Annotated in this window: 17 protein-coding genes; 9 read left to right on the plus strand and 8 right to left on the minus strand. The window is 67.4% G+C overall.

Going from position 1 to position 22,123, the window contains the following annotated elements:
• Positions 1–2: 2 nt before the first annotated feature.
• Together ccoN and MUB46_RS16700 are read right to left on the minus strand one after the other, a co-directional pair.
• Positions 3–1,643, minus strand: coding sequence for a cytochrome-c oxidase, cbb3-type subunit I (ccoN, locus tag MUB46_RS16695; RefSeq protein ID WP_425256280.1), 1,641 nt, complete (start codon positions 1,641–1,643; stop codon positions 3–5).
• The gene (locus MUB46_RS16700) at positions 1,643–2,062 is read right to left on the minus strand and encodes an Rrf2 family transcriptional regulator (protein ID WP_261617064.1); all 420 of its coding nucleotides are present in this window, start codon (positions 2,060–2,062) and stop codon (positions 1,643–1,645) included. The genes ccoN and MUB46_RS16700 overlap by 1 nt, the downstream gene beginning before the upstream one ends.
• Before the next feature lie 129 nt (positions 2,063–2,191).
• Here MUB46_RS16700 and MUB46_RS16705 point away from each other — a divergent pair, with 129 nt between their 5' ends.
• Both MUB46_RS16705 and MUB46_RS16710 read left to right on the plus strand, forming a co-directional pair.
• Complete coding sequence (locus tag MUB46_RS16705) at positions 2,192–2,668, plus strand: hemerythrin domain-containing protein (protein ID WP_261617065.1); 477 nt, start codon at positions 2,192–2,194, stop codon at positions 2,666–2,668.
• 173 nt (positions 2,669–2,841) lie between these two features.
• On the plus strand, positions 2,842–3,189 hold the full coding sequence (locus tag MUB46_RS16710) for a hypothetical protein (RefSeq protein WP_261617066.1): 348 nt from the start codon (positions 2,842–2,844) through the stop codon (positions 3,187–3,189).
• A 49-nt stretch (positions 3,190–3,238) separates the two neighbouring features.
• On the opposite strand, the gene MUB46_RS16715 is transcribed toward MUB46_RS16710, so the two are convergent.
• Together MUB46_RS16715 and gdhA are read right to left on the minus strand one after the other, a co-directional pair.
• Positions 3,239–3,604, minus strand: a complete 366-nt coding sequence (locus MUB46_RS16715) for a DUF488 domain-containing protein (protein WP_261617067.1) — start codon at positions 3,602–3,604, stop codon at positions 3,239–3,241.
• Positions 3,605–3,797: 193 nt separating this feature from the next.
• Positions 3,798–5,147 carry an NADP-specific glutamate dehydrogenase gene (gene gdhA, locus MUB46_RS16720; RefSeq protein WP_261617068.1) on the minus strand — a complete coding sequence of 450 codons (1,350 nt, stop codon included), beginning with the start codon at positions 5,145–5,147 and terminating at the stop codon, positions 3,798–3,800.
• Between the two features lie 1,020 nt (positions 5,148–6,167).
• Between gdhA and MUB46_RS16725 the strand changes: the two genes are divergently transcribed.
• The 5 genes from MUB46_RS16725 to MUB46_RS16745 all read left to right on the plus strand — a co-directional run bounded on the left by MUB46_RS16725 (position 6,168) and on the right by MUB46_RS16745 (position 16,810).
• On the plus strand, positions 6,168–8,015 hold the full coding sequence (locus MUB46_RS16725; protein WP_261617069.1) for an autotransporter assembly complex protein TamA: 1,848 nt from the start codon (positions 6,168–6,170) through the stop codon (positions 8,013–8,015).
• Between the two features lie 15 nt (positions 8,016–8,030).
• Positions 8,031–12,350, plus strand: a complete 4,320-nt coding sequence (locus tag MUB46_RS16730; RefSeq protein WP_261617070.1) for a translocation/assembly module TamB domain-containing protein — start codon at positions 8,031–8,033, stop codon at positions 12,348–12,350.
• Positions 12,351–12,633: 283 nt separating this feature from the next.
• Complete coding sequence (locus MUB46_RS16735; RefSeq protein ID WP_261617071.1) at positions 12,634–13,596, plus strand: helix-turn-helix transcriptional regulator; 963 nt, start codon at positions 12,634–12,636, stop codon at positions 13,594–13,596.
• A 128-nt stretch (positions 13,597–13,724) separates the two neighbouring features.
• Positions 13,725–16,031 (plus strand): VWA domain-containing protein, encoded by a 2,307-nt coding sequence (locus MUB46_RS16740; RefSeq protein ID WP_261617134.1) that lies wholly within the window; start codon positions 13,725–13,727, stop codon positions 16,029–16,031.
• A 20-nt stretch (positions 16,032–16,051) separates the two neighbouring features.
• A complete protein-coding gene (locus MUB46_RS16745; RefSeq protein ID WP_261617072.1) occupies positions 16,052–16,810 on the plus strand; it encodes a hypothetical protein in 759 nt (252 codons plus the stop codon).
• 142 nt (positions 16,811–16,952) lie between these two features.
• Here the strand turns inward: MUB46_RS16745 and MUB46_RS16750 are convergent, their stop codons facing one another.
• A complete protein-coding gene (locus MUB46_RS16750) occupies positions 16,953–17,684 on the minus strand; it encodes a phosphoadenylyl-sulfate reductase (protein WP_261617073.1) in 732 nt (243 codons plus the stop codon).
• Positions 17,685–17,835: 151 nt separating this feature from the next.
• On the opposite strand from MUB46_RS16750, the gene MUB46_RS16755 reads away from it, so the two are divergent.
• Positions 17,836–19,026 carry an NAD-dependent epimerase/dehydratase family protein gene (locus MUB46_RS16755; RefSeq protein WP_261617074.1) on the plus strand — a complete coding sequence of 397 codons (1,191 nt, stop codon included), beginning with the start codon at positions 17,836–17,838 and terminating at the stop codon, positions 19,024–19,026.
• Positions 19,027–19,158: 132 nt separating this feature from the next.
• On the opposite strand, the gene MUB46_RS16760 is transcribed toward MUB46_RS16755, so the two are convergent.
• The 3 genes from MUB46_RS16760 to MUB46_RS16770 are packed head-to-tail and all read right to left on the minus strand — an operon-like array spanning position 19,159 to position 21,110.
• Positions 19,159–19,944 carry an SDR family NAD(P)-dependent oxidoreductase gene (locus MUB46_RS16760; RefSeq protein ID WP_261617075.1) on the minus strand — a complete coding sequence of 262 codons (786 nt, stop codon included), beginning with the start codon at positions 19,942–19,944 and terminating at the stop codon, positions 19,159–19,161.
• Positions 19,931–20,785, minus strand: coding sequence for an IclR family transcriptional regulator (locus MUB46_RS16765; RefSeq protein WP_261617076.1), 855 nt, complete (start codon positions 20,783–20,785; stop codon positions 19,931–19,933). The genes MUB46_RS16760 and MUB46_RS16765 overlap by 14 nt, the downstream gene beginning before the upstream one ends.
• Positions 20,778–21,110, minus strand: coding sequence for a hypothetical protein (locus tag MUB46_RS16770; RefSeq protein WP_261617077.1), 333 nt, complete (start codon positions 21,108–21,110; stop codon positions 20,778–20,780). Before MUB46_RS16770 ends, MUB46_RS16765 begins: the two co-directional genes overlap by 8 nt.
• Here MUB46_RS16770 and MUB46_RS16775 point away from each other — a divergent pair.
• Positions 21,100–22,083 (plus strand): Bug family tripartite tricarboxylate transporter substrate binding protein, encoded by a 984-nt coding sequence (locus tag MUB46_RS16775; protein ID WP_261617078.1) that lies wholly within the window; start codon positions 21,100–21,102, stop codon positions 22,081–22,083. The two genes, MUB46_RS16770 and MUB46_RS16775, sit on opposite strands and share 11 nt — an antisense overlap.
• Positions 22,084–22,123: the final 40 nt, after the last annotated feature.

A 22,123-nucleotide genomic window follows, 5' to 3' on the forward strand; every position in this document is an offset into this window, starting at 1 on the left:
GCCTAATCCGCCGGAACCGCGGCGAGCGGACGGTCGGCCTGCGCCGCGCTGGTGGCCGCGCTGGCAACGGGGCCGCGCATCGTCGCCCAGGTGTTCAGCGCGCAGATCACGGCGCCGGTCAGGAACAGGGCTCCGCCGATGGTGCGCAGCAGGTAGTACGGCGCCATCGCCATGACCGATTGCAGGAAGCTGTAGGCGAGCGCGCCGTTCTCGGCGTAGGTCCGCCACATCAGCCCCTGGGTGATGCCGGCGTTCCACATGGCCACCACGTAGACGAGGGTTCCCGCGACGGCGAGCCAGAAGTGCCATTCCACCGCCCGCGGCCAGGCCATGGCCGTGCGGCCGGACAGTTGCGGCACCAGCGTGTAGATCGCCCCGAAGATGATCATCGCCACCCAGCCCAGCGTCCCGGAATGGACGTGGCCCACCGTCCAGTCGGTGTAGTGCGACAGCGAGTTCACCGGGCGGATCGCCAGGAACGATCCTTCGAAGGTGGACAGCCCGTAGAACACTGCGGCAACGAACATGAACCGCAGAGTTGCGTCGTCGCGCACCTTGTGCCAGGCGCCGTTCAGCGTCGCGATGGCGTTGCCCGCCGAGGCCCAGGACGGCACCAGCAGCATCACCGAGAAGGTCATGCCCAGGGTCTGCGCCCAGTAGGGCAGGGCGGTGTAGTGCAGGTGGTGCGAGCCGACCCAGATGTAGAAGAAGACGATGCCCCAGAAGCTGACGATCGACAGCCGGTACGACCAGATCGGCCGGCCCGAGCGCACCGGGAGGAAGTAGTAGAGCATGCCCAGGAAGCCGGCCGTCAGGAAGAAGGCGACGGCGTTGTGGCCGTACCACCACTGGACCATCGCATCCTGCACGCCCGACCAGATGGTGAAGCTCTTCGTCCCGGCCAGGCTGACCGGCAGCGCGAGGTTGTTGACGATGTGCAGCATCGCCACGACCAGGATGAAGGCCATGTAGTACCAGTTGGCGACGTAGATGTGCGGCTCGTTGCGGCGGGCAAGCGTGCGCAGGTAGAGCACCAGGTAGGCGACCCAGACCACCACCAGCCAGAGGTCGGCGTACCACTCGGCCTCGGCATATTCCTTCGACTGGGTCGACCCCATGAGATAGCCGCTGACGGCCCAGACGCAGAACAGGTTGTAGCCGATCAGCACGGCCCAGGGGCTGACGGCATCCGCCAGCCGGGCGCGCGACGTGCGCTGCATCACGTGGAACGAGGTGGCGATCAGCGCGTTGCCGCCGAACCCGAAGATCACGCCGGTGGTATGCACGGGGCGCAGGCGACCGAAGCTGGTCCACGGCAGCGCCGGCGTCGCCTCGGGCCAGTACAGCAGGGCCGAGACCCAGACGCCCACGCCCATGCCGATCATCGCCCAGACCAGCGCCATCGCGATCCCGAAGCGGGTCGGCGCGTCGTAGTAGCGCCCGGTCCGGTCGGGCGCGGGCTCGGAATCATAGAGCGCGCCGCCCAGCGCGAACGCCAGCAGTAGCCCCAAGACGAGCGCCATGCCCCCGTGCACGGCCATGGGACCTTGCCGCGCTGCCGCCGCCATCGTGAGCCCCAGCAGACTCAGCAGGATCGCGAGCGCCAGGCCGTAGCGGCGCTCCGGGACGCTCAGGGTTCCGATCACGGCGTGACCTCGAGCTCCGGCAGCGCGATATCGGCGAGCGTCGAGCGATCGAGGTCCGCGAGGAAGGCCGCCTCGGCGGACCGCAGTCGCGCCTTCAGGCGGCAGCAGCCGGTGATCGTGCAATCCCCGCCGTCCGGCGCGAAGCACTCGACCAGCGCCTGGCCCTCCTCCAGCAGCCGTACCACCGCGCCGATGCGGATGTCGCCGGCGGGGCGCGCCAGCACCGCGCCGCCGCCGCCGCCGCGCCGCGTGACCACGATTCCGCCCCGGGCGAGCCGCTGCATGATCTTGGTCAGATGGTCTCGCGACAGGCCGAATTCCTGCGCCAGCTCGGCCGTCGAGACCGCCCGGTCCGGGGTGCTGGCCATGCGCATCAGCATGCGCAGGCCGTAATCGGTGAAGGAGGTGAGACGCATGGTCGCGCGAGCCTCTTTTTAATCGGTATTTACAATACCTATTAGCAGGAATAAGTCGAAATACAAGCCCGTTCCACAGGAACCGGCGGCGACTGGTACCGCGACACGAGACCGTGAAAGGAAACGACCATGGACGGAGACAACACGCAGACCCCCAGCGCGATCGAACTGACCCGCCACATCGAGACGCGCTACCACGCGCGCCACCGCGAACAGCTGCCCGAACTCGTCGCGTTGTCGGCGAAGGTCGAGCAGGTCCATGCCAGCGTCCCGGACGTGCCCGCGGGACTGTCGGCGCTGCTGCATGAGATGATCGGCGAGCTCGAGGTGCACATGAAGAAGGAGGAGCTGATCCTGTTTCCGGCGATGCGCCGCGGCAGCCCCGGGCTGGAAACGACCATCGCGGTCATGCGCGCCGACCATGACGACCATACCGCCGAGATCTCGCGCATCCGCGCCCTGACCAACGACCTGAAGCTGCCGGACGGCGCCTGCCGCAAATGGACGGCGCTGTATCAGGGGCTGACGGAATTCGTCGCCGATCTCGACGCGCATGTCCGCCTCGAGAACGACATTCTGTTTCCGCAGTTCGAGACCGCGCGCTGAGGCGCGGCCATGGAAGCGTGGGGCCCGAATGCCTATGTACTGGCAGGCCGTATCCGCGGAACAGCCCGCACCGGAGTAACCGGCCCCGGAGCAACCGAGGCTTCTCGGCCGGCCGGTCCGGGCCTCGCGCGAAAGACAGGCACATGACGACGGCGCGGACATCGAGATCGCAAGTGACCGGCTTCCTCGGGGCCTTCTTCGCCCCGGAGATCCGCGCTTGGTACGGTGCGGAGCCCTTGTGGAAGGTGTTCTGGGTCTATGGGGTTCTCGTCAGCAGCTTCCTCATCGCCGTCGGCGCGTTGGCCGTCTACCGGAACCAGATCGCGCAACAGCAGATCATGCTTATCTGCTTCGCGGCCTATACGGTGTGGATCCTGGTTTCGGTGTGGCGCTGCGCCGACGGCGCCCACCCGTTCTGGGGCCCGGTGGCGCGCTGGTTGACCGTGACCTGGGCCGGCAACACCATTCTGACCATCCTGTTCCTGCAGCTCGACCTGGCCGCGCGCTACCTGGGGCACTGATGCGCCGGTTGCCGGGGAGGGGCGATGCGCCCGCCTGCGAGCGGAAAACTCAGCTCCTGTTGGTCGCCTGGAGCTCGTCCAGAAGCTCCTTCAGCACCACCGCCTGATTGTGTTCGGCGTCCCGCGCCGAGAACAGCAGCGTGACCGGCCGGCCGATGTCGGCGCGCAGGGGCTTCAGGTCGTCCATATGCCCGCGCAGTTCCTCCCGGTACCGGCGGCGGAATTCCTCCCATCGCGCCGGGTCGTGATTGAACCATTTCCGAAGTTCCGTCGACGGCGCGATGTCCCGGGCCCAGCGGTCCAGGTGCGCGTCCACCTTGGAGACGCCGCGCGGCCACAATCCGTCGACCAGCACCCGCAGCCCGTCCGACGGCTCGGGGGCCTCGTAGATCCGTTTGATCCGATACTCGGTCATGGCGTCGGGCTTGCTCCATCGCCCACGGTCGATCCGAGTATGGCACGACAAATCGGTATTTCGAATGCCGAATGTCGCGTGTCCAGGCATCGGGCGCCGTCCTATCGGATCGACGGCGCCCGAAAACCTGTGTTCGGCGCGAACCGGCGCCCCCAGATCGGGACCGTTTCGCGCCGCCGTTCAAAGCGCGCCCTCAGATGACGCCCATGGCCCGCATGGCCTCGGCCACGCGGACGAAGCCGGTGACGTTCGCGCCCAGCACATAGTCGCCGGGCGCGCCGTATTCGTCCGCGGTGCTGGCGCAGGCGTCGTGGATATTGCGCATGATCGCCGCCAGACGTTCCTCGGTCTTCTCGAAGGACCAGCTGTCACGGCTGGCATTCTGCTGCATTTCCAGCGCGGAGGTGGCGACACCGCCCGCATTGGCGGCCTTGCCCGGGGCGAACAGAACCCCTGCCTTCCGGAAACTATGCACCGCCTCGGGCGTGCAGGGCATGTTCGCGCCTTCGCCGACCGCGATCACGCCATTGTCGACAAGCGACTTGGCATCGGCGCCGGTCAGCTCGTTCTGGGTTGCCGACGGTATCGCCACGTCGCAGGGAACATCCCAGATCGAGCCGCCCTTGATGTAGTGGCTTCCCACGCCCTTCAGCCGCGCGTACTCCGAAATCCGGCTCCGGCGGACCTCTTTGATCTCCTTGACCAGATCGAGGTCGATGCCGTTCTCGTCGACGATGTAGCCGTCGGAATCCGAACAGGCCACGACCTGGCCGCCGAAGGACAGGATCTTCTCCATCGCGTAGATGGCGACATTCCCGGTCCCCGAGACGACGCAGCGCTTGCCGTCGAAGCTGGTGCCGCGCGTACCGAGCATCCGCTGCACGAAATAGATGGTGCCGTAGCCGGTCGCCTCGGTGCGGGCGCGCGAGCCGCCGTACGACAGCCCCTTGCCCGTCAGCACCCCGGCCTCGTATCGGTTGGTCAGGCGCTTGTACATGCCGAACATGTAGCCGATCTCGCGCCCGCCGACGCCGATGTCGCCGGCCGGAACGTCGATGTACTCGCCGATATGGCGGTGCAGTTCGATCATGAACGACTGGCAGAAGCGCATGATCTCGCGATCCGAGCAGCCCTTGGGATCGAAATCGGTCCCGCCCTTGCCGCCGCCGATCGGAAGCCCGGTCAGGGCGTTCTTGAAGGTCTGCTCGAAGCCGAGGAACTTGATGATCCCGACATTCACCGACGGATGGAACCGCAACCCGCCCTTGTAGGGGCCGAGGGCCGAATTGAACTGCACGCGGAAGCCGCGATTGATTCGCACGTCGCCCTTGTCGTCGATCCACGGCACCCGGAAGATGATCTGGCGCTCGGGCTCGCAGATCCGCTCGATCAGCGCCTCGTCGGCATATTCGGGATGTTTCGAAATCACGCGCCCGAGGCTTTCCAGCACCTCGTGCACGGCCTGATGGAACTCCTGCTCGCCGGCATTGCGGTGCAGAACCGTGCTAAGGATCGGTCGCAGTTTCTCGTCGATTGAGTTCATGAATCCCCTTTCAGAATACCGGCGACAGTCCCGACGGCCTCGAGCAGGCCGTCGCGGGCGTTTGACCGGGTGTGCGCATTGCACAGCCGTTGTTTCCACCCGCCCCGTAGCCGGGTCTGCCCGGCTGACCTGCGAGCGATGTCTCTTTCACGAGGCGTGAGCGTCCGCCCCGGCACTACTGGTCGGGCAGATGACGCGTGAACGGGTCGCGGAAGATCCAGATCGTCGCGGTTGTCGGTGTGCCGCGGGGCGGGAACGAAGACGGGGATTTCTTAGCGGTTGCGATCGGGCTTGCCAAGACATGGCCCCGCGACCGATCGCGGCTGACGCTCGATCTCCAGGCGGCTACAATCGATCGCGCTGATCGGGCGGGCGGCACACGTTGCGGCTGGTCCTCGATCTCTAAGCGGCTACAATTCAGATTCTATTCAGCGACCTGCGGGACTGGTTGCGGCTGGTCCTCGATCTCTAAGCGGCTACAATCGATCTTTGGATAACCCCCTGATTTTCAGGGGGTTATTCCTTGTTCGGCACGGGAAAAAACCACCCGCCGGCGTCGAAAGTCGGTGCACCGAACCGGTTTTCCGGAGCCGTGTTCCCGTTTTCGTCCCGTACGGAATCCCGCGCCGGCGCGGGATTCCCTCGACGGTCGTTCGCGATGCACCAATCCTTAATGGCCATGCACCAATAAACTGGAACTCGGTTTTTCCGGAGCGGGTCGGAGGTCTGATCAGCGTGCCGTTCCCGATGCGTGCCGGTCCGCGAGTTGATAGAGGTTGGCGTAGCGCCATTTACCTTACGATATCAGGTCTTGGGGTTCGATGGGGGCACGATCGGACCGGACCGGTTTCGGAGTAAGGGCGAGAATTGAATATTTGGGTCTGACTGGTGGGCGTATCCGCGTTATATCGGGGCATGGTGAGTAGACGACGGACATGGATCGGACGATGGTCCCGCGGGCGACAGATCGCGACCTTCCTCGGAGGGGTCGCGTGTGCCGTCACGGTTACGTCCGCCGCGTTGTTCATCCCGACGCCCGTCGCGGCGCAGGAGGGTGAGGCGCAGCCCGCGGCGCAGGAACCCGGCGGTATCGCCTATGCGGTCACGATCACCGTCGACGGCGGCGAGGCGTCGCTCCCGGACCTGATCGCGCAGTCCTCGAACCTCAAGGCGCTCGAATCCGATCCGCCGTCGGGCCCCCTGGGCCTGGTGCGGCGCGCCCAGTCGGACTTCCCGCGAATCCAGAAGGTCCTCAACTCCGAGGCCTATTTCGGCGGTCTGATCGATATTCGCGTCGCCGGCGTCCCGGTGGCGAACCAGCAGGCGGACGAGCAGGCCTCCGCGGCGGCGGCCGCACGCCAGCCCGCCCCGGTCACGGTCGACGTACAGGCGGGCCCGCAATTCGTCATCGGCACCGTCACGCTTGTCGACGCGGCGACCGGCGGGCCGCCGCTCGTGCCGATCGGCCGCGCGAAGATCGGCCTCGAACCGGGATCGCCGGCGAAGGGCATCCTGGTCATCGACGCCGAAACGCGCATCGTCGACGCGATGCAGAACCTCGGCTATCCGTTGGCAGCTGTGCCGAGACGGCAGGCGATCGCCGATCATTCCAGCAATACCCTCGATGTCACCTTCTTCCTGTCGCCGGGCAGGCAGGCGGATATCGGTCCGGTCCAGGTGCGCGGCGCCGAGGGCGTCAACGCGGACTTCATCGCCAGGCAGGCCGGCGTGAAGCCCGGCACCCGCTATTCGCCGGAAGAGATCCGGAGGATCCGCGAGAACATCACCGATCTCGGCGCCTTCCAGTCGGTGCGGATCGTCGAGGGCGACGAGATCACGGCCGACGGGCAGATCCCGCTCTTCATCGAGGTGGAGGAGCGCAAGCCCCGCTTCGTCGGCCTCGGCGCGAGCTACTCGTCGACCGACGGCGCGACCTTCAACGGCTACTGGGGCCACCGCAACCTGTTCGGCAATGCCGAGAAGCTGCGGATCGAAGGCGAGGTGTCGCGGCTGTTCGAGAATTCGCTCGACGACCTGACCTATCTCGCCAAGGCGACGTTCGAGAAGCCGGGATTCGTGACGCCGATCGACGACCTGCTCGCCGAGGCGCGGGCGTTTCGCGAGACGCCGGACGCCTATACCTCGACGGGCGCGGGCGCCACGGCCACATGGCGGCGGCGGTTCACCGACCGGTTCGAAGGCCGTGTCGGCGTCGAGATCGAGCACGCGGAAATCACCGACGCGTTCGGTACCAACACCTACACGCTCGTCGGCGTGCCGATCAGCGGCACCTACGATTCCACCGACAACAAACTCGACCCCACACGGGGCATCCGCGCCAGCCTGCAGGCAGAGCCGTTCCCGAAATTCCTCGGTTCTTCGCTCAACATGACGGTCTTCAAGGGTTTCGTCTCCGCCTATCACGCGATGGACGAGGCACAGCGGTTCGTTCTGGCCGGCCGCGTGGAAGCCGGCACGATCCAGGGGCCCGACACGATCGCCGATATCCCGGCCGACCGGCGCTTCTATGCCGGCGGCGGCGGCTCGATCCGCGGCTACGACTTCCAGGGCGTCAGCCCGCGGCTGCCGAACGGGCAGATCGTCGGCGGCAAGAGCCTGTTCGTCGCCTCTGCCGAGATGCGGCTGAAGATCACGGAGACGATCGGCATCGTGCCATTCGTCGACATGGGTGGTGCTTTTGTCTCGAGCACGCCAGACTTCGATTCGAACTTCAAGATCGGCGCCGGCATTGGCCTGCGCTATTACACGGCTATCGGGCCGATCCGCTTCGACGTCGCGGTGCCGCTCGACAAAGGGCCGTACGATCCGAGCGTCGCCTTCTATGTCGGCCTCGGGCAGGCGTTCTAGGCCGCAGAGGTCCACTTGCGATACACACGCCGCATAGCCGGGATCTTCTCGGGACTACTGCTGATTCCGCTCGTCCTGGTGGGCGGGCTGCTGCTGTTCGCGCAGATCGCGCCGGGGCGGGCGTTCATCATCTGGGCGGCCGAGACCCTCGTCAGCAGCGACGACCAGCAGCTGCGCATCGGCGGGCTAACGGGACGGATCCCGTTCGACATGACGGTCAGCGATGTCGCGATGGCCGACGCGGACGGAACCTGGCTCGCCGTCGACAAGGCGCGCCTCGTCTGGCGGCCGTTCTCGCTTGCCGCCGGCGTCCTATCCGTCCAGATGGTCGACGTGGGCACGGTCGATCTGCGCCGCCTGCCGGCCCCGGCTGAAGACGCGCAGGATGACAGCGGCGGCGGCTTTCCCGTGCTGCCGTTCGAGGTGGTGCTCGACCGCCTGTCCGTGGGCGAAGTCGCGCTCGGCGAACCGGTGCTCGGCATTCCGGCCGCCGTCTCGATCGAAGGCGAGGCCCGGCTCGGAGACCCCTCCGACGGCCTGTCGGTGCGGCTCGATGTCGACCGGATCGACGGAACCGACGGCCGGATCACGGCGCGGCTCGCCTATGCGCCCGATACGGAGTCCCTCGATCTCGATCTCGTCGTCGACGAGCCCGCCGGCGGGCTGGTGTCGCGCCTGAGCGGCATACCCGGTCTCCCGCCGCTCCGCGCCGAGCTTGCCGGGACCGGGCCGATCGACGACTGGACCGCCGACCTGACGCTCGCCGCGGCCGATCAGGGAAACGCGGCGGGCCGCGCGACGATCACGCGCCGGGATGACGGACGGACCATAACGGCCGATTTCGCCGGGTCGCTGGCCGGCCTGCTGCAGCCCGCCTACGCCCCGCTCGCCGAAGGCCGGTCCACGCTTACCGCCCAGGTCTTCGTTCCCACCGAAGCAGCGATCGAGATCGAAAGGGCCGAGGTGCTCACCGCCGCCGGCCTGGTGTCGGTGAAGGGTACTTTCGATCCGGACAGCCAGGCGATGGCGCTCGACTACGAAGTGATCGCCGGCCAGGCGCAGCGGTTCTCCGCCATCCTGCCGGTCCAGGCGGCCTGGCGCGGGATCGAGATCGTCGGACGCGCCGGCGGGTCGGTCTCGCAGCCCGACATCACCGCCCGGCTGGCGGGCGAGGGGCTGTCCGTCGAGGGCAACGCCGTGGAGATGCTGGCGCTCGACCTCAGCGCCAGGGCGCAGGGCTCTGTCGAGGACCCGGATACCGAGATCGCGCTCAAGGTCTCCGGCCGCGCCGATGGCTTCGCGCCGATGGACGCCGCCTATTCCTCCGCAGCCGGCGAGACCGTGACCCTCGACGTGACCGGAACCGTGACGCCGGCGGGACGCTTCACCGCCGATCCGGCGCGGATCGTGCTCGGGTCCGGACAGATCCAATGGGTCGGCGTCGCCGGGCCGGACCGGGTCGACGGAGATCTGGCCGTCAGCAACGTCGATCTGTCGGCCTTCGCCGGGCTCGCGGACATGGAGCTTCGCGGCGAGGCCAGCCTCAAGGCCCAGGTCTCCGGCCTTTTCGACGGCTCGATGATGCAGGCGACGCTCGATGGCGGCGCGACGGGCTTCGGCACCGGCATCGCACAGGTGGACGGCGCGCTCGGCGACACCTTCACCATCTCCGGCGGCGTCGAGCGCGGGGCGGACGGCAGCTTCGCCTTCGACGACCTCGTCCTCTCCGGTGCCGCGCTCAGGGTGACGGCCGACGGCAGCGCGGATACGAGCAGCGCCGACGTCACCGCCGAGATCGATCTGCCGGATCTCGCCCGCCTCGACCCGCAGGTCACCGGAGCCGCCACGGTGACGGCACGTCTCACCGGATCGATCGAGGATCTCGCCGTTCAGGCGACCGCCGCGATCGACGAGGCGACCGCCATGGGGCAGCCGATAACCGGACTGAAACTCACGATCGACGCCCAGGACGTCACCGGTCGCCCCTCGGGGACGCTGGCGCTCGAAGGCGCGGTCGATCGCCATCCGCTGACCGGCCGCGGGCGCCTGTCGTCGCTGGACAATGGCGGCGCCGACGTCCAGGGGCTCGATCTGACGGTCGGCTCGGTCCGGGTGTTCGGAGACCTCTCCGTCGATGGCGCCGGACTGGCGCAGGGCCGGCTGTCCCTGAAGGCGGCCGATCTCGGCGACCTGTCCTCGCTGCTGCTGACCGAACTCGCGGGCAAGGTCGACGCGACGGTCGACCTCGCGGTCGAGAACGGCGTCCAGCTCGCCAGCGTGAAGGGCGTGGCAAACGGCGTCGATGCCTTCGACGTCAGGATCGGGTCGGCGGATGTCGATGCGACGGTGCGGGACCCGGCCGGAACCCTGACGCTGGACGCGGATATCGCCGCCAAGGCGCTCGACGCGGGCGGCCAGCGCATCGACGAGCTCAAGCTCACCGCCCAGGGCGGCACCGACGAGAATACCGTCAGCCTGTCGGCCAGGGCGCTTGGCGCCAGCCTCGACACCCGGGGCGCCGTCGCGCTTGTCGACGGCAACGCGACCGTCACGCTGAACAGTCTGACACTGACCGGCGGCGGCCAGACCGGAACGCTCGCCAGGCCGGCGACGATCCGCGTCGCCGATGGCGGTGTCGCGATCGAGGGCTTCAACCTGACGACCGGCGGCGGCGGCGTCACCGTCGACGGCACGGCCGGGGAAACGCTGGATCTGAACGTCGCGATCAACGCCCTGCCGCTTTCGCTCGCCGACATCGCCATGCCCGGCACCGGCATATCCGGCACGCTTTCCGGCCGGGCGAACCTCTCCGGCCCGGCCACCGCGCCGGGCGGTGACTTCACGCTGAAGGTCAGTGCCCTGTCGCTGCCGGCCATGCGAGAGGCGGGCGTCCGGCCCGCCGATATCGACGCGTCCGGTAGGCTCGCCAACGGGCGCTCGAGCATCGAGGCGAGGATCACGAGTGCCAGTGCCGCGACCCTGAAAGTCTCCGGCTCCGTCCCGCTGTCGGCCGACGGCGCGCTGGATGTCGCGCTCAAGGGCCGCATCGACCTGGCCATGCTCAACGACATGCTTGCCGCCTCCGGCGACCGCGTCGCGGGCCCGATCGACATCGACATGAAGGTGACCGGCCGGGCCGACGCGCCGGATGCCAACGGCACGATCCGGCTCGCCGGCGGCAGCTATTCGAGCCCGCTCAACGGCGTATCTCTCGACAATATCGCGCTCGACGCCAGGGGCGGCCTCCAGGCGATCGAGATCACCCGCTTCTCCGCGACGGCGCCGAACGGCGGCACGCTGAGCGGGTCCGGTCGCGTGCGGCTCGACGCCGCCAACGGCTTTCCGGCGGAGATCCGGATCACCGCCGACAATGCCGAGATCATCTCCAACGAACTGGTCGATGCGACGATCAGCGCCGACCTGACCCTGACGGGGCCGACCGCAACCGGTCCCGCGCTGAAGGGCTCTGTGACGATCAACCGGATGGATATCCAGCTTCCCGACCACCTGCCGACATCCGTGACGCCGATCGCCGTCGAGCATGTCAACGCGTCGCCCGCCGTGCAGAGGCAGCTTCAGGAGGAGCAGGCTTTCGGCGGTGGCGGCGGCGGTGGCGGCTACCTCATCGATCTCGATCTGACGGTCAGCACGACCAACCGTATCTTCGTGCGCGGCATGGGCGTCGACGCCCAGCTCGGCGGATCGATCCAGGTGCGCGGGACGTCCGACCGCCCGCTCATCGTCGGCGGCTTCCAGCTCAGGCGCGGTTTTGTCGACGTCATCGGCCAGCGCATCGAGTTCACGCGCGGGATCGTCACCTTCACCGGCTCCGACAAGATCGACCCGGAACTCGATCTGGTCGCGTCGACGACGACCTCCAGCATCACTGCCCAGGTCGCGATCACGGGCACGGCGTCGAACCCCGCCATCAACTTCTCCTCCTCTCCCGAGCTGCCGCAGGACGAGGTGCTGTCACACCTTCTGTTCGACAAGGCGACCGGCCAGCTTTCGACCGGCGAGGCGATCCAGCTTGCCCAGGCCGCGGCGCAGTTCGCCGGCGTCGGCGGCAGCGGTCCGGGCATGATCGACAACATCCGCAAGAAGCTTGGTCTTGACGTGCTGCAGTTCACCACCGCGGGCGCCGACGGCGCCCCGGCGGTCGGTATCGGCCGCTATATCAACGACAACATCTATCTGGGCGTGACGCAGGGCGCGACCGCGAATTCGAGCCGCGTCACCGTCGATATCGACGTGACCGACAGGATCCGGGCGCGCGGCGAGGTGGGCGCGGACGGCTCGTCGAGCGTCGGCGTCAACGTCGAATGGGACTACTAGGCGGATAGCGCGGGCGACGGACCTGCCGCCGTGCGCCTCTTGCCGGAAGCGTTTCGCGCGAGTCCACGGTTCCAGGAAAATGATCTACAATGACGGCCGCGCTGGTTCTTGATCGCGCCATTGGGGCAGGAGCCCCGAAGGAACAGGCTGGACGGTGGGTCGCGACGCGGATCGCGCACCGATAAGAAGGTTTGACGATGCGGTCAGGATCCGGCGCCCGGATTTCCTATCGTGCATGGCCCGACGCCACGGTGCCCTCTGGCAGGGCGGGCGAAGCCGCCGCATGACGCTCCTGACCATCCGCTCGGCCGATTTCCCCGCGCATGAACGCATAGCGGCGTTTCAGGACGTCGTCTCGCACATCACCAAGCTCGAAGTCGCGCCGGAGGAGCCGGAGCGGTTCTGTTCGCAGACCAGCATCGGCATCTTGCCGGGCGTGGTAACCGGCTGGGGCGGGCATTCCGCTTCGACGGCGACGCGCACCGTCGCGCTCGCCGCGGACATGGACGACAACGTGATGTTCCACATTCCGCTCGTCGGCGGCTATTCGATGCAGCAGCGCGGCGGCGAAAGGGTGGAGTGTACGCCAGGCACCATCTACCTGGACCCTTGCGAGGTGCCTGGCATCGTGCAGTTCCACGGGGCCTGGAGCGAAGGCTTCTATGTATCAGTGCCGCGCCCTTTTCTGGTGTCGGCCGGCGCCGGTCTCGGCACGTCCCTGCGCCGTCTCGTCCCCATGACCGCGCAATGGCGACTTCTCCTCGCCTATGCGCGCGGGCTGCATGACGAACTGACTTGTCTGGCGCCGCAGGAGGCAGTGCGGTGCGCGGCGCATGTTCAGGATCTGGTGCTGATGGCACTGGACGGCGCGCGGGCGGCGGAGGTGACCGCAATAGGGCGTGGCGTCCGGGTCGCGCGGTTGAAGGCGATCAAGGCCGATATAGAGTGCGACCTGACGTCTGACACTCTCTCGACCGGCGCGCTGGCACGCCGCCATGGCGTGTCGGACCGCTACATTCGCGCCCTGTTCGCGTCCGAAGGAACCAGTTTCAGCGACTATGTCCGGCTGCGCCGGTTGCTGCTGGCGCACCGGATGCTGTCCGATCCGGCCCGCGCATCGCAGAAGATCGGCGACATCGCCTTGCAGGCGGGGTTCGGCGATCTTTCCTGGTTCAACACCGCCTTCCGACAGCATTTCGGCGCCACGCCGTCCGAGGTCCGCGCGGAGGCGCTGGCAGCGCGCTAGGCGCGTCGTTGCCGGCTGTTCCGGCTGGCCATACTTCCGTTCCGCTCACCCCAAGATCGGCGGGCCGCGCGCGCCTATGATCGCCCCGCGTCGTACCGGCCCGCGGCCGGAACGCACACCCGTTGACCATGCTTGAGGGGCCGATGATCCGCACCGTCCATGCCGTCCTGTTTCTGGCCGCCAGCCTTGGCGTCACCGCCGCCCAGATCCCGGAAGCCGACAGGGCAACCGTTCTGATTCTCGATGCCTCGGGCTCCATGTGGGGGCAGCTCGGGGACGGACGGACGAAGATTGAGGTCGCGCGCGACGTTCTCTCGGGCTTCCTGGCCTCCCGCGACCCGTCGGCGCCCCTCGGCGTCCTTGCATACGGGCACAATCGCAAGGGCGACTGCACCGACATCGAGGTGATCGCCCCGGTCGGTGGGCAGGACGCGGCGGCGCTTTCAGGGCGCCTGGGGCGCATCAATCCCAAGGGCAAGACGCCGCTGGGCCAGAGCCTGCGCATGGCGGCGGACGCGATTCCGCGCACCGCGGAAGAGGCCGATATCGTTCTGGTTACTGACGGGCTGGAGACCTGCGGCCTGGATCCCTGCGCGGTTGCCGACGAACTGGCGGCACAGGGGATCAGGATCCGCGCCCATGTCGTCGGCTTCGGCCTGACGGACGCCGAAGCGCAGACGCTCGCCTGCGTGCCCGGTCGTACCGGCGGGCTGCTGCTGCGGCCGCAGACGGGGGGCGAGCTTTCCGAGGCGTTGTCGCGCGCGACGGCGAAGGCGCCGCCGCCTGCCATGACGGGGGCGCGGCTGATCTTCTCCTATTCTGGCGCCATGCCGGAGAGCTATGAATGGCGCCTGCGCGACCGCGATACCGGTGAGGAGCGCGCGCTCGACGTGGTGACGGGCGAGGCCCGGTACCGGCCCTTCGCGGTGGAGCTCTCTCCCGGCCGGTACACGGCCATCGTCACCGCGAAGGCTGGGCGCGGCGAGGCGGACTTCGCCGCCACGGGAGAGGGGCAGGACGTCGTCGTCACCCTGCAGGGCGCATTGCCTGTCACCGCGATCCGCGATCGCGGTCCCTATGCGGCGCGCGGCGAGACGGTGACGATCGACGCGGTCATCACGCAGGCCGGGCAGGAAACCGGGGGCGCGGCGCTGGCGCTTCGGCTCTATCCGGCAGCAGGCGGCGAGGCGATTACCTACAGCACGGTTGGTGGCGAGGCCGGCACCAGATGGGCCGGCATAAACTTGCCCGACCAGCCCGGGCGCTATCTGCTTCGTCTGGAGACTTGGGGGGGCGAAGTGCTGGAGGAGATGACGATCGTCGCAGAGCGCGATCCGGCCGTCACCCTCGTCGGGCCGCCGGCCGTGGCCCCGGGCCAGCCGATCGCCGTCGAAAGCACCGGCAGCCAGCTCTCCAGCGACCGGATCGAGATCTGGCAAGGCGAGACGCGGCTTGACTGGGGATTGACCCTTGGCGATTTCGCCAACGGCAACCAGCTTCGCGCCCCCGCCGAACCGGGGATCTACGATCTGGTCTATCGTGGCTACGATTCCGGCGGCAACGACGTGGACAAGGCGCGGGTGTCGATCGAGGTCGGCACCGTGACCGACGACGCCACCGGCGAGGATGCGCTGCGCCGGAAGGCCGAGGCCGACATGGGCCACGGGCCGGACGGCGGATCCGATGAAGGCATCGCCTGGGAGGACTATCCCTATCATTGCCTCGGGGGCGACAATTGCGAGGTGCAGGACGAAGCAACCGGCCTTTCCTTCTTCCTGCCGAAAGGGTGGGTGGCGACCAGCCCCTCCGTGACGCCGATGACCGCGGGGCCGGCCGCCGCCGGCGTGCGGAACCCGCTTCCCAATGTCGAGTTCTACCAGGCCGGCGGCGACCTCAATGCGATGGTGCTCAATCCGCATCAATGGATCGAGGCCAATGGCCGCTGCGTGGTGACGCGGGCCGGGCCGCTGTGTCTGATGCGCAATGACGCCGCACCGGACGATGCGGCGGCGGCGAAGGCCGTCGGCATCCTGCAGCATACGCTCACCACCGGTCGGGTGATCCGCCGTTGCGGCGATGCGCCATGCGACTTTGCCCATCCCAATCCGGCGATCGCAGGCAGGATGCCGCCGCTGTGGTCGGTCGAGGCGGGGCGCGTTCTGGCCGACGGGCGGCTCGCGACCTGGTACTTCGATCGCGACCGGGGCGGAAATTTCAAGCTGATCGGTCTCAATCAGGAAGGTGGCGATGCCTGCCTGGAAACCGCGCCCGGCCAGCTGCTGTGCGAGTTCACGCCGTATATCTCGACCGAGGAATTCGAGCTGATCCGGTCCAGTCTGACGGTCGGGCCGGTGCGGCAGGCGCCGCCCCTGACGTCCGACGATATCGAGAACCTCCTCGACCGGCTCGCGCCCTCGCGGCAGCCCGCCGAATGACCGCGCGCCGGAGCCATATCATGAAACGACTTTTATCTTTTGCCGCACTTGGCTTTACCATTGCCGCCGCTCCCGCACTGGCCGATAACGCGATCATCGCCAGATGCACCGGAAACGGCGCCTTCTTCTACCTGTCCGAATTCAGTGAGGACCTGATCCGGGACGCCATGTCGGCCAATTATGACCTCGGGCCGGCGCCCTCTCCGGGATCGATTCTCGTGCTGCGCGAGGGAAAGGCACCCTACTGGGATCCGCGTTCCCGGGCCGACATAGACAGGGACTGCGGCGGTGACGGCGACGACGACCTCGCATTGTTCGACGGTATCCAGCCGCGTTCAGGGCTTTGGCAGGCCCGGCTGGGGGAAACGCGGCTCGAGGGCTGTCCGGCGGTGATGCAGCAACTTCTCCCCGGGTCCACCGGCGCGCTTCCGGCCGAATGGACGCAACCGCGTCGGCTGAAGTTCAAGGTGCCGTTCCACCCCGATCAGCTCCCGCTGACCCGCAGCCTGTCGGCCGATGGCCGCAGCCTCGTCATCTGGCGAAACGCGGGCGACGACGCCTGGCAGACGGAGGTGTTCCCGGAACTCTTCGGCCAGATTCCCGCCGGGCTGGACCGCGGCAGCAAGATGACGTGGAGGCTGACGGTCAGGAGCGAAAGCGAGATCGACCACGTATCGACCGTCCACATCGCGCTACCCGCCGAGGCCGCGGCCGTCATGGGCAGCGCGTCGGATTGCCGGTTCTATAGTGCCAATTCCTGGGTGCGCGTGGGCGACTGAGCCGTTTCAACGCCCGCCACCAGGATCGGGATTGGAGACGGGACGCTGGAGCTGCTACGCGTCACAGTCTCGATTGCCGTGCAATGGATTGTCGTGATGCCTGGCCGGATTGAACAGACCGGCCGGGCCTTGCGTTCGAGGCTTATCGCCCGGGCATCTGACCCGCAGTCACCCCGGCGGGCGAATTGTGGATGCCGCACTCGGTCTTGGCGCGCCCGCGCCATCGCCCCGCGCGCATGTCCTCGCCGGGTCGTACCCGGTCCGTGCAGGGCATGCAGCCAACGGAGGGGTATCCCATGGCTTCGAGCGGGTGACGCGGCAGGTCGTGCCGCGTGAAGTAGCCGTCGATCTCCTCGCGTGTCCAGGATGCGAGGGGGTTTGCCTTGATGAGCTGGCCGTCCAGCTCCAGGACGGGGATCGCGCCGCGGGCTGCGCTTTGGTAGCGCTTGCGCCCGGATATCCACGTATCGAAACCGCCGAGCGCTTCGTTGAGTGGCTGCGTCTTGCGCAGCGCACAACAGGCGTCCGGATCGCGGCTCCACAACATGCCATCCGGATCGTCCCGGCGCAGGCAGGCCGGATCGGCGCCGATCCGCCGGACGTCGGTAAGGCCGAGCTGCCTGGCGAGCTTTTCCTGGTACTGCAGCGTGTCGCCAAACAGTTTGCGGGTATCGACGAACAGAACCGGCAGTGACGGATCGATCGCGGCGACGAGATGCAGGAGCACCGCCGCTTCGGTGCCGAAGGACGACACCAGCGCGACCCGGCCGAACCGGCTGTCGGACAGGACGGCGCGAACGAGGTCTTCGCTCCCCGATGCGCCGTAGTCCTGCTCAAGCGATGGAAATATGTCGAGCACTGTCGCGGCTTTCACGCCGATCTCCCGGAGATCATCCAAAACGATTCGGTTGGCAGGAAAATGAATGCTTTGGCCGATCGGCCGGGCCGATTGCGCGTCAGCCGCATAGTATGTTTAAAGGTGCCACAGTTCGCCTTCGGTTCCAACCACGGTAGCGGCAACAAGCATGAAAATCATGGTTCTGGGCGGTGACGGCTTCTGCGGCTGGCCGACGGCATTGCATCTCTCCAAGCTCGGCCACGAGGTGGTGATCGTCGACAATCTGTCGCGCCGCATGATCGACGTCGAGCTCGAGGTCGACTCGCTGACGCCGATCCGTCCGCTGGGCGAGCGGGTCGCGGCGTGGAAGGAAATTTCCGGCCGGGATATCCCGATACACCGCTTCACCGTCGGCGAGCACTATCACCGCTTGCTCACGCTGATTAAGGACGAGAAGCCGGACGCGATCGTCCATTTCGCCGAGCAGCGTGCCGCGCCCTATTCGATGAAATCGTCGTGGCACAAGCGCTACACGGTGAGGAACAACCTCGGCGCGACCAACGACCTTTGCGCCGCGATCGTCGAATCCGGCCTGGACGTCCACCTCGTCCATCTCGGCACGATGGGCGTCTACGGCTACGGCTCGGCCGGGATGAAGATCCCGGAGGGCTACTTGCAGGTCAAGGTCGAGACGGACACGGGCGATCTCCTCGATCAGGAAATTCTCTACCCGGCCAATCCGGGCTCGATCTATCACATGACGAAGACCCAGGATCAGCTCTTCTTCGCCTTTTACAACAAGAACGACGGGCTCAAGGTCACCGATCTGCACCAGGGCATCGTCTGGGGCACGCAGACCGCCGAGACCCGCCTCGACGAACGTCTGATCAACCGCTTCGACTACGACGGCGACTACGGCACGGTGCTCAACCGCTTCCTCATGCAGGCCGCCGTCGGCTATCCGATGACCGTGCATGGCACCGGTGGGCAGACCCGCGCCTTCATCAACATCCAGGACACGGTGCGCTGCATCCAGCTCGCCATCGAGAACCCGCCGCAGAGCCGCGAGCGGGTCAACATCCTCAACCAGATGACCGAGACCCATCGCGTCCGCGATCTCGCCCAGATGATCGCCGATATCACCGGCGCCTCCGTCGATTTCGTGACCAATCCGCGCAACGAGGCGGACGAGAACGACCTGCACGTGCGCAACGACCGCCTGCTGCAGCTTGGGCTTGAGCCGATCACGTTGAAGGAAGGCCTGTTGCAAGAGATCACCGAGATCGCGGCCCGGTATGCCGATCGTTGTGATCGCTCGAAGATCCCCTGCCGCTCGACCTGGAATGTCAGTCGGGCCCGGGAGCTGCAGGCGCCCTGAAGGAGCGCCCCGGACGCGTGCAACCGCAATCGGTGGCGGCGGATTCATCGGGATCGATCTGTGCCCTCGCCTGAAGGCCGCCGGCGCTGACGTTGGCGCCTTCGGCCGGTCCCCGGCGTTCCCGGTTCGCCGCTAGAGACCGGGCGTCGCGCCGCCGTCGATGGTAAGACCGACCCCCTGGATATGCCGCGCGCGCGGCGAGCACAGGAACACGACCGCCTCGGCGACGTCCTCGGGCTGGCCCAGACGGCGCAGTCCGGCTTCCGCGCTCTTGCGGGCGCGAACCTCCGCGACGTCGCAGCCCTCGGCCTCCGCCTCCTGCACCAGCAGGGCCTCCATCCGGTCGGTCTCCGTCATGCCGGGATGCAGGATGTTCACGTTCACGTCGTCGGCCAGTCCCTGCTTCGACAACGCCTTGGTGAAACTCGCCAGCGCCGAGTTGACGGCGCCGCCGACCATGAAGCCGGGGCTGGGGGTATAGGCCGCTGCGCCGCCGATGTTGACGACGGTACCCTTGCGCGCGACGAGCGCCGGCCATAGGGCCCGCGTCAGCCGCACCGCGCCGTGGAACTTCAGCGCGAAGCCTTCGATCCAGTCCGTGTCGGCCTGAGCGGGGAAGGCGCCGGCCCGCGTGGCCCCGGCGCAATTCACGAGAATATCGAGCCCGCCGAGCGCCTTAAGAGCCCCCTCCGCAGCCGCGAGGCATCCCGCCTCGGCGGAAAGATCGGCGGGGACCGCGTGTGCCTCGCCGCCCGCGGCGACGATCTCCTCGGCCGCGGCAGTCAGCGCGTCGGACGCGCGCGCGACGAGCGCGACGCGGCAGCCTTCTGCGGCAAGGCGCCGGGCGATGGCTCGGCCGATGCCCTTGCTGGCGCCGGTGACGAGGGCCGTGCGACCCGTCAGGTCAGTCATTTCCATGGGATGTGTTCCGTTTCGTCTTCGTTGGCGCGGGGGTTGGGGCGACCTCCTTGGGGCGGAAGCCGAACTGTTCCGACAGTTCGGCCGCGATCGAGCGGGTGACCGACGTGTAGTCCGCCATGTCGGTCAGCGACATGCGCCAGACCGGTCCGGAGAAGCCGATGGCGCCGATCACCTTGCCGGTGAAGTCGCGCACCGTGGCCGCCATGCAGCGGACCTCGGCATTGAACTCGCAATCGTCGAAGGCGATGCCGTCGCGGCGCGCCTTGTCCACCTGCAGCCGCAGCTCCTGCGCGTCCTTCAGCGTGCTGGCGGTGTAGGGCTCGAAGACGAGGTCGCGCGTGTAGTCCTCGTAGGTCTCCGGACCGAGCCCCGAGAGCAGGGCCTTGCCGATCGCCGTGCAGTAGACCGGCCGGAGCGTGCCCGCGCGTTCGTTGATCTGGAGCGCGTTCGGTCCCGCGTGCCGCGCCAGGATCAGCGCCTTGCGGCGTTCCCATATGGCGAAGTGGGTCGCCTCTCCGGTCGTCTCGGCGAGCCTCTCCAGATAGGGCGCGACCGTCGCGCAGATCTCCGCCTCGTCGAGGCAGGCCGAGGCCAGCTGGAAGATCCCGCGCCCCATCCGGTAGCGCTTGTCGTCGGGGCCGGTGCGAAGATAGCCGAGGGACACCAGCGTGCGGGCGAGGTGATAGAGCGTGCTGGTGTGCAGTCCGAGTTCGCGGCTGAGTTCAGAAAGCGTGATTCCGTCCCGGTGCCGCGCGACCTCCTCGAGCACGGAAAAGGCCCGGTCGAGCGACTGGATACGGCTGTCGCGACGGTCCTGGGTCTTGTGTTCGTCAGTCACGGGAGAATCCTTTTTGCATAACGAGAAGGATATTACTCATCGTGAGAAAATCAATGCCGTAATTGCTAGTGCGGCCGGCAGCCGCCGGGACGACAACCTTAGCAGTTTGCAGCGGAGATGCGCCGAAAGCCGCCTTCTCTGGGGATATTTCGGATTCCAGATGCATAATATTCTCACAATGAGAAAAGCCGGTAAGTTTATGTGGGAAACAGCTTGACAGCAGTTTTCTTTTTCCCCTAGCTCTTCCCTTAGCGGCAGGAGGAACCGCAAGCGGGCCGGTAACAACGGACCCGTACGGACAAAGGAGGAAGACGATGATTTCCAAGAGAGGACTTCGTACCGGGCTTGCTGTGATGGCGATGGCGTCGGGTGCCGTATTCGCGGGCCCCGCTGTCGCGAAGGATTGGCCCGAACGCCCTGTTACGCTGATCGTGCCCTGGGGCGCCGGCGGCGGAACCGACACCGTGGCGCGCACCCTCGCCGCGGCGATGGAGGAGCCGCTCGGTCAGCCCGTCAACGTGGTCAACCGTACCGGCGGCTCGGGCATCGTAGGTCACACCGCGATGGCCGGTGCCGCGCCCGACGGCTACACCATCGGCACGATCAACGTGGACCTGAGCCAGCTCGTCTGTCGCGGGCTGACCGATCTGACGGCCGACAAGTTCACCCATATCGCGCTGATCAACACCGAGCCGGCGGCGGTCAGCGTCAGCGCCAAGTCCGATTTCAAGTCCCTGGAAGAGGCGTTGCAGGCGATCCGCGACAACCCGCCCGGGACCTTCACCGCTTCGGGCTCGGGCACGGGCAGCATCTATCACCTCGCCTGGGCGGGCCTGATGGTTGCCGCGGGCATCGATCCCAACCGGGTGACCTGGGTTCCGTCCGAGGGCGGCGGCCCCTCGCTGCAGGACGCGGCTTCGGGCGCGATCGACTTCGTGACGCCGCCGCTGTCGACCGCGGCGCCGCTTGTCGAGGCCGGCCGTATCCGGCCGCTGGCCACCATGGGCGCCGAGCGCTTCGCGGACCTGCCCGACGTACCGACCGTCAAGGAGGCGATCGACGTCGACTGGACCTCGCAGACCTGGCGGATGATCGGCGCGCCCGCCGGGCTTCCCGACGATATCCGCGACAAGCTGACCACCACCGTCCGCACCGCGTTCGACAGCGGGACGTTCACGGAGTTCATGAACGGCCGCGGCTTCGCGTTGACCTGGATGGACCCGGAGGAGGCGCGTGCCTTCCACAAGTCCGAGGACACCGCCATCTGCGAGGTCATGGAAGCGGCCGGGATGCTCTGAGGGCACTGATCCGAGGTTTCGGGCCGGGCGCTACGGTGCC

This window comes from Microbaculum marinisediminis (genome assembly GCF_025397915.1).
Lineage (GTDB): Bacteria > Pseudomonadota > Alphaproteobacteria > Rhizobiales > Tepidamorphaceae > Microbaculum > Microbaculum marinisediminis.

What these genes read in the sequence shown, in the direction of transcription:
- MUB46_RS16740 (WP_261617134.1), top strand. Translation starts at nt 13,725, where the DNA reads ATGCTTGAGGGGCCGATGATCCGCACCGTCCATGCCGTCCTGTTTCTG.
- MUB46_RS16775 (WP_261617078.1), top strand. Translation starts at nt 21,100, where the DNA reads ATGATTTCCAAGAGAGGACTTCGTACCGGGCTTGCTGTGATGGCGATG.
- MUB46_RS16755 (WP_261617074.1), top strand. Translation starts at nt 17,836, where the DNA reads ATGAAAATCATGGTTCTGGGCGGTGACGGCTTCTGCGGCTGGCCGACG.
- MUB46_RS16760 (WP_261617075.1), bottom strand. Translation starts at nt 19,944, where the DNA reads ATGGAAATGACTGACCTGACGGGTCGCACGGCCCTCGTCACCGGCGCC.
- MUB46_RS16700 (WP_261617064.1), bottom strand. Translation starts at nt 2,062, where the DNA reads ATGCGTCTCACCTCCTTCACCGATTACGGCCTGCGCATGCTGATGCGC.
- MUB46_RS16705 (WP_261617065.1), top strand. Translation starts at nt 2,192, where the DNA reads ATGGACGGAGACAACACGCAGACCCCCAGCGCGATCGAACTGACCCGC.
- gdhA (WP_261617068.1), bottom strand. Translation starts at nt 5,147, where the DNA reads ATGAACTCAATCGACGAGAAACTGCGACCGATCCTTAGCACGGTTCTG.
- MUB46_RS16735 (WP_261617071.1), top strand. Translation starts at nt 12,634, where the DNA reads ATGACGCTCCTGACCATCCGCTCGGCCGATTTCCCCGCGCATGAACGC.
- MUB46_RS16715 (WP_261617067.1), bottom strand. Translation starts at nt 3,604, where the DNA reads ATGACCGAGTATCGGATCAAACGGATCTACGAGGCCCCCGAGCCGTCG.
- MUB46_RS16745 (WP_261617072.1), top strand. Translation starts at nt 16,052, where the DNA reads ATGAAACGACTTTTATCTTTTGCCGCACTTGGCTTTACCATTGCCGCC.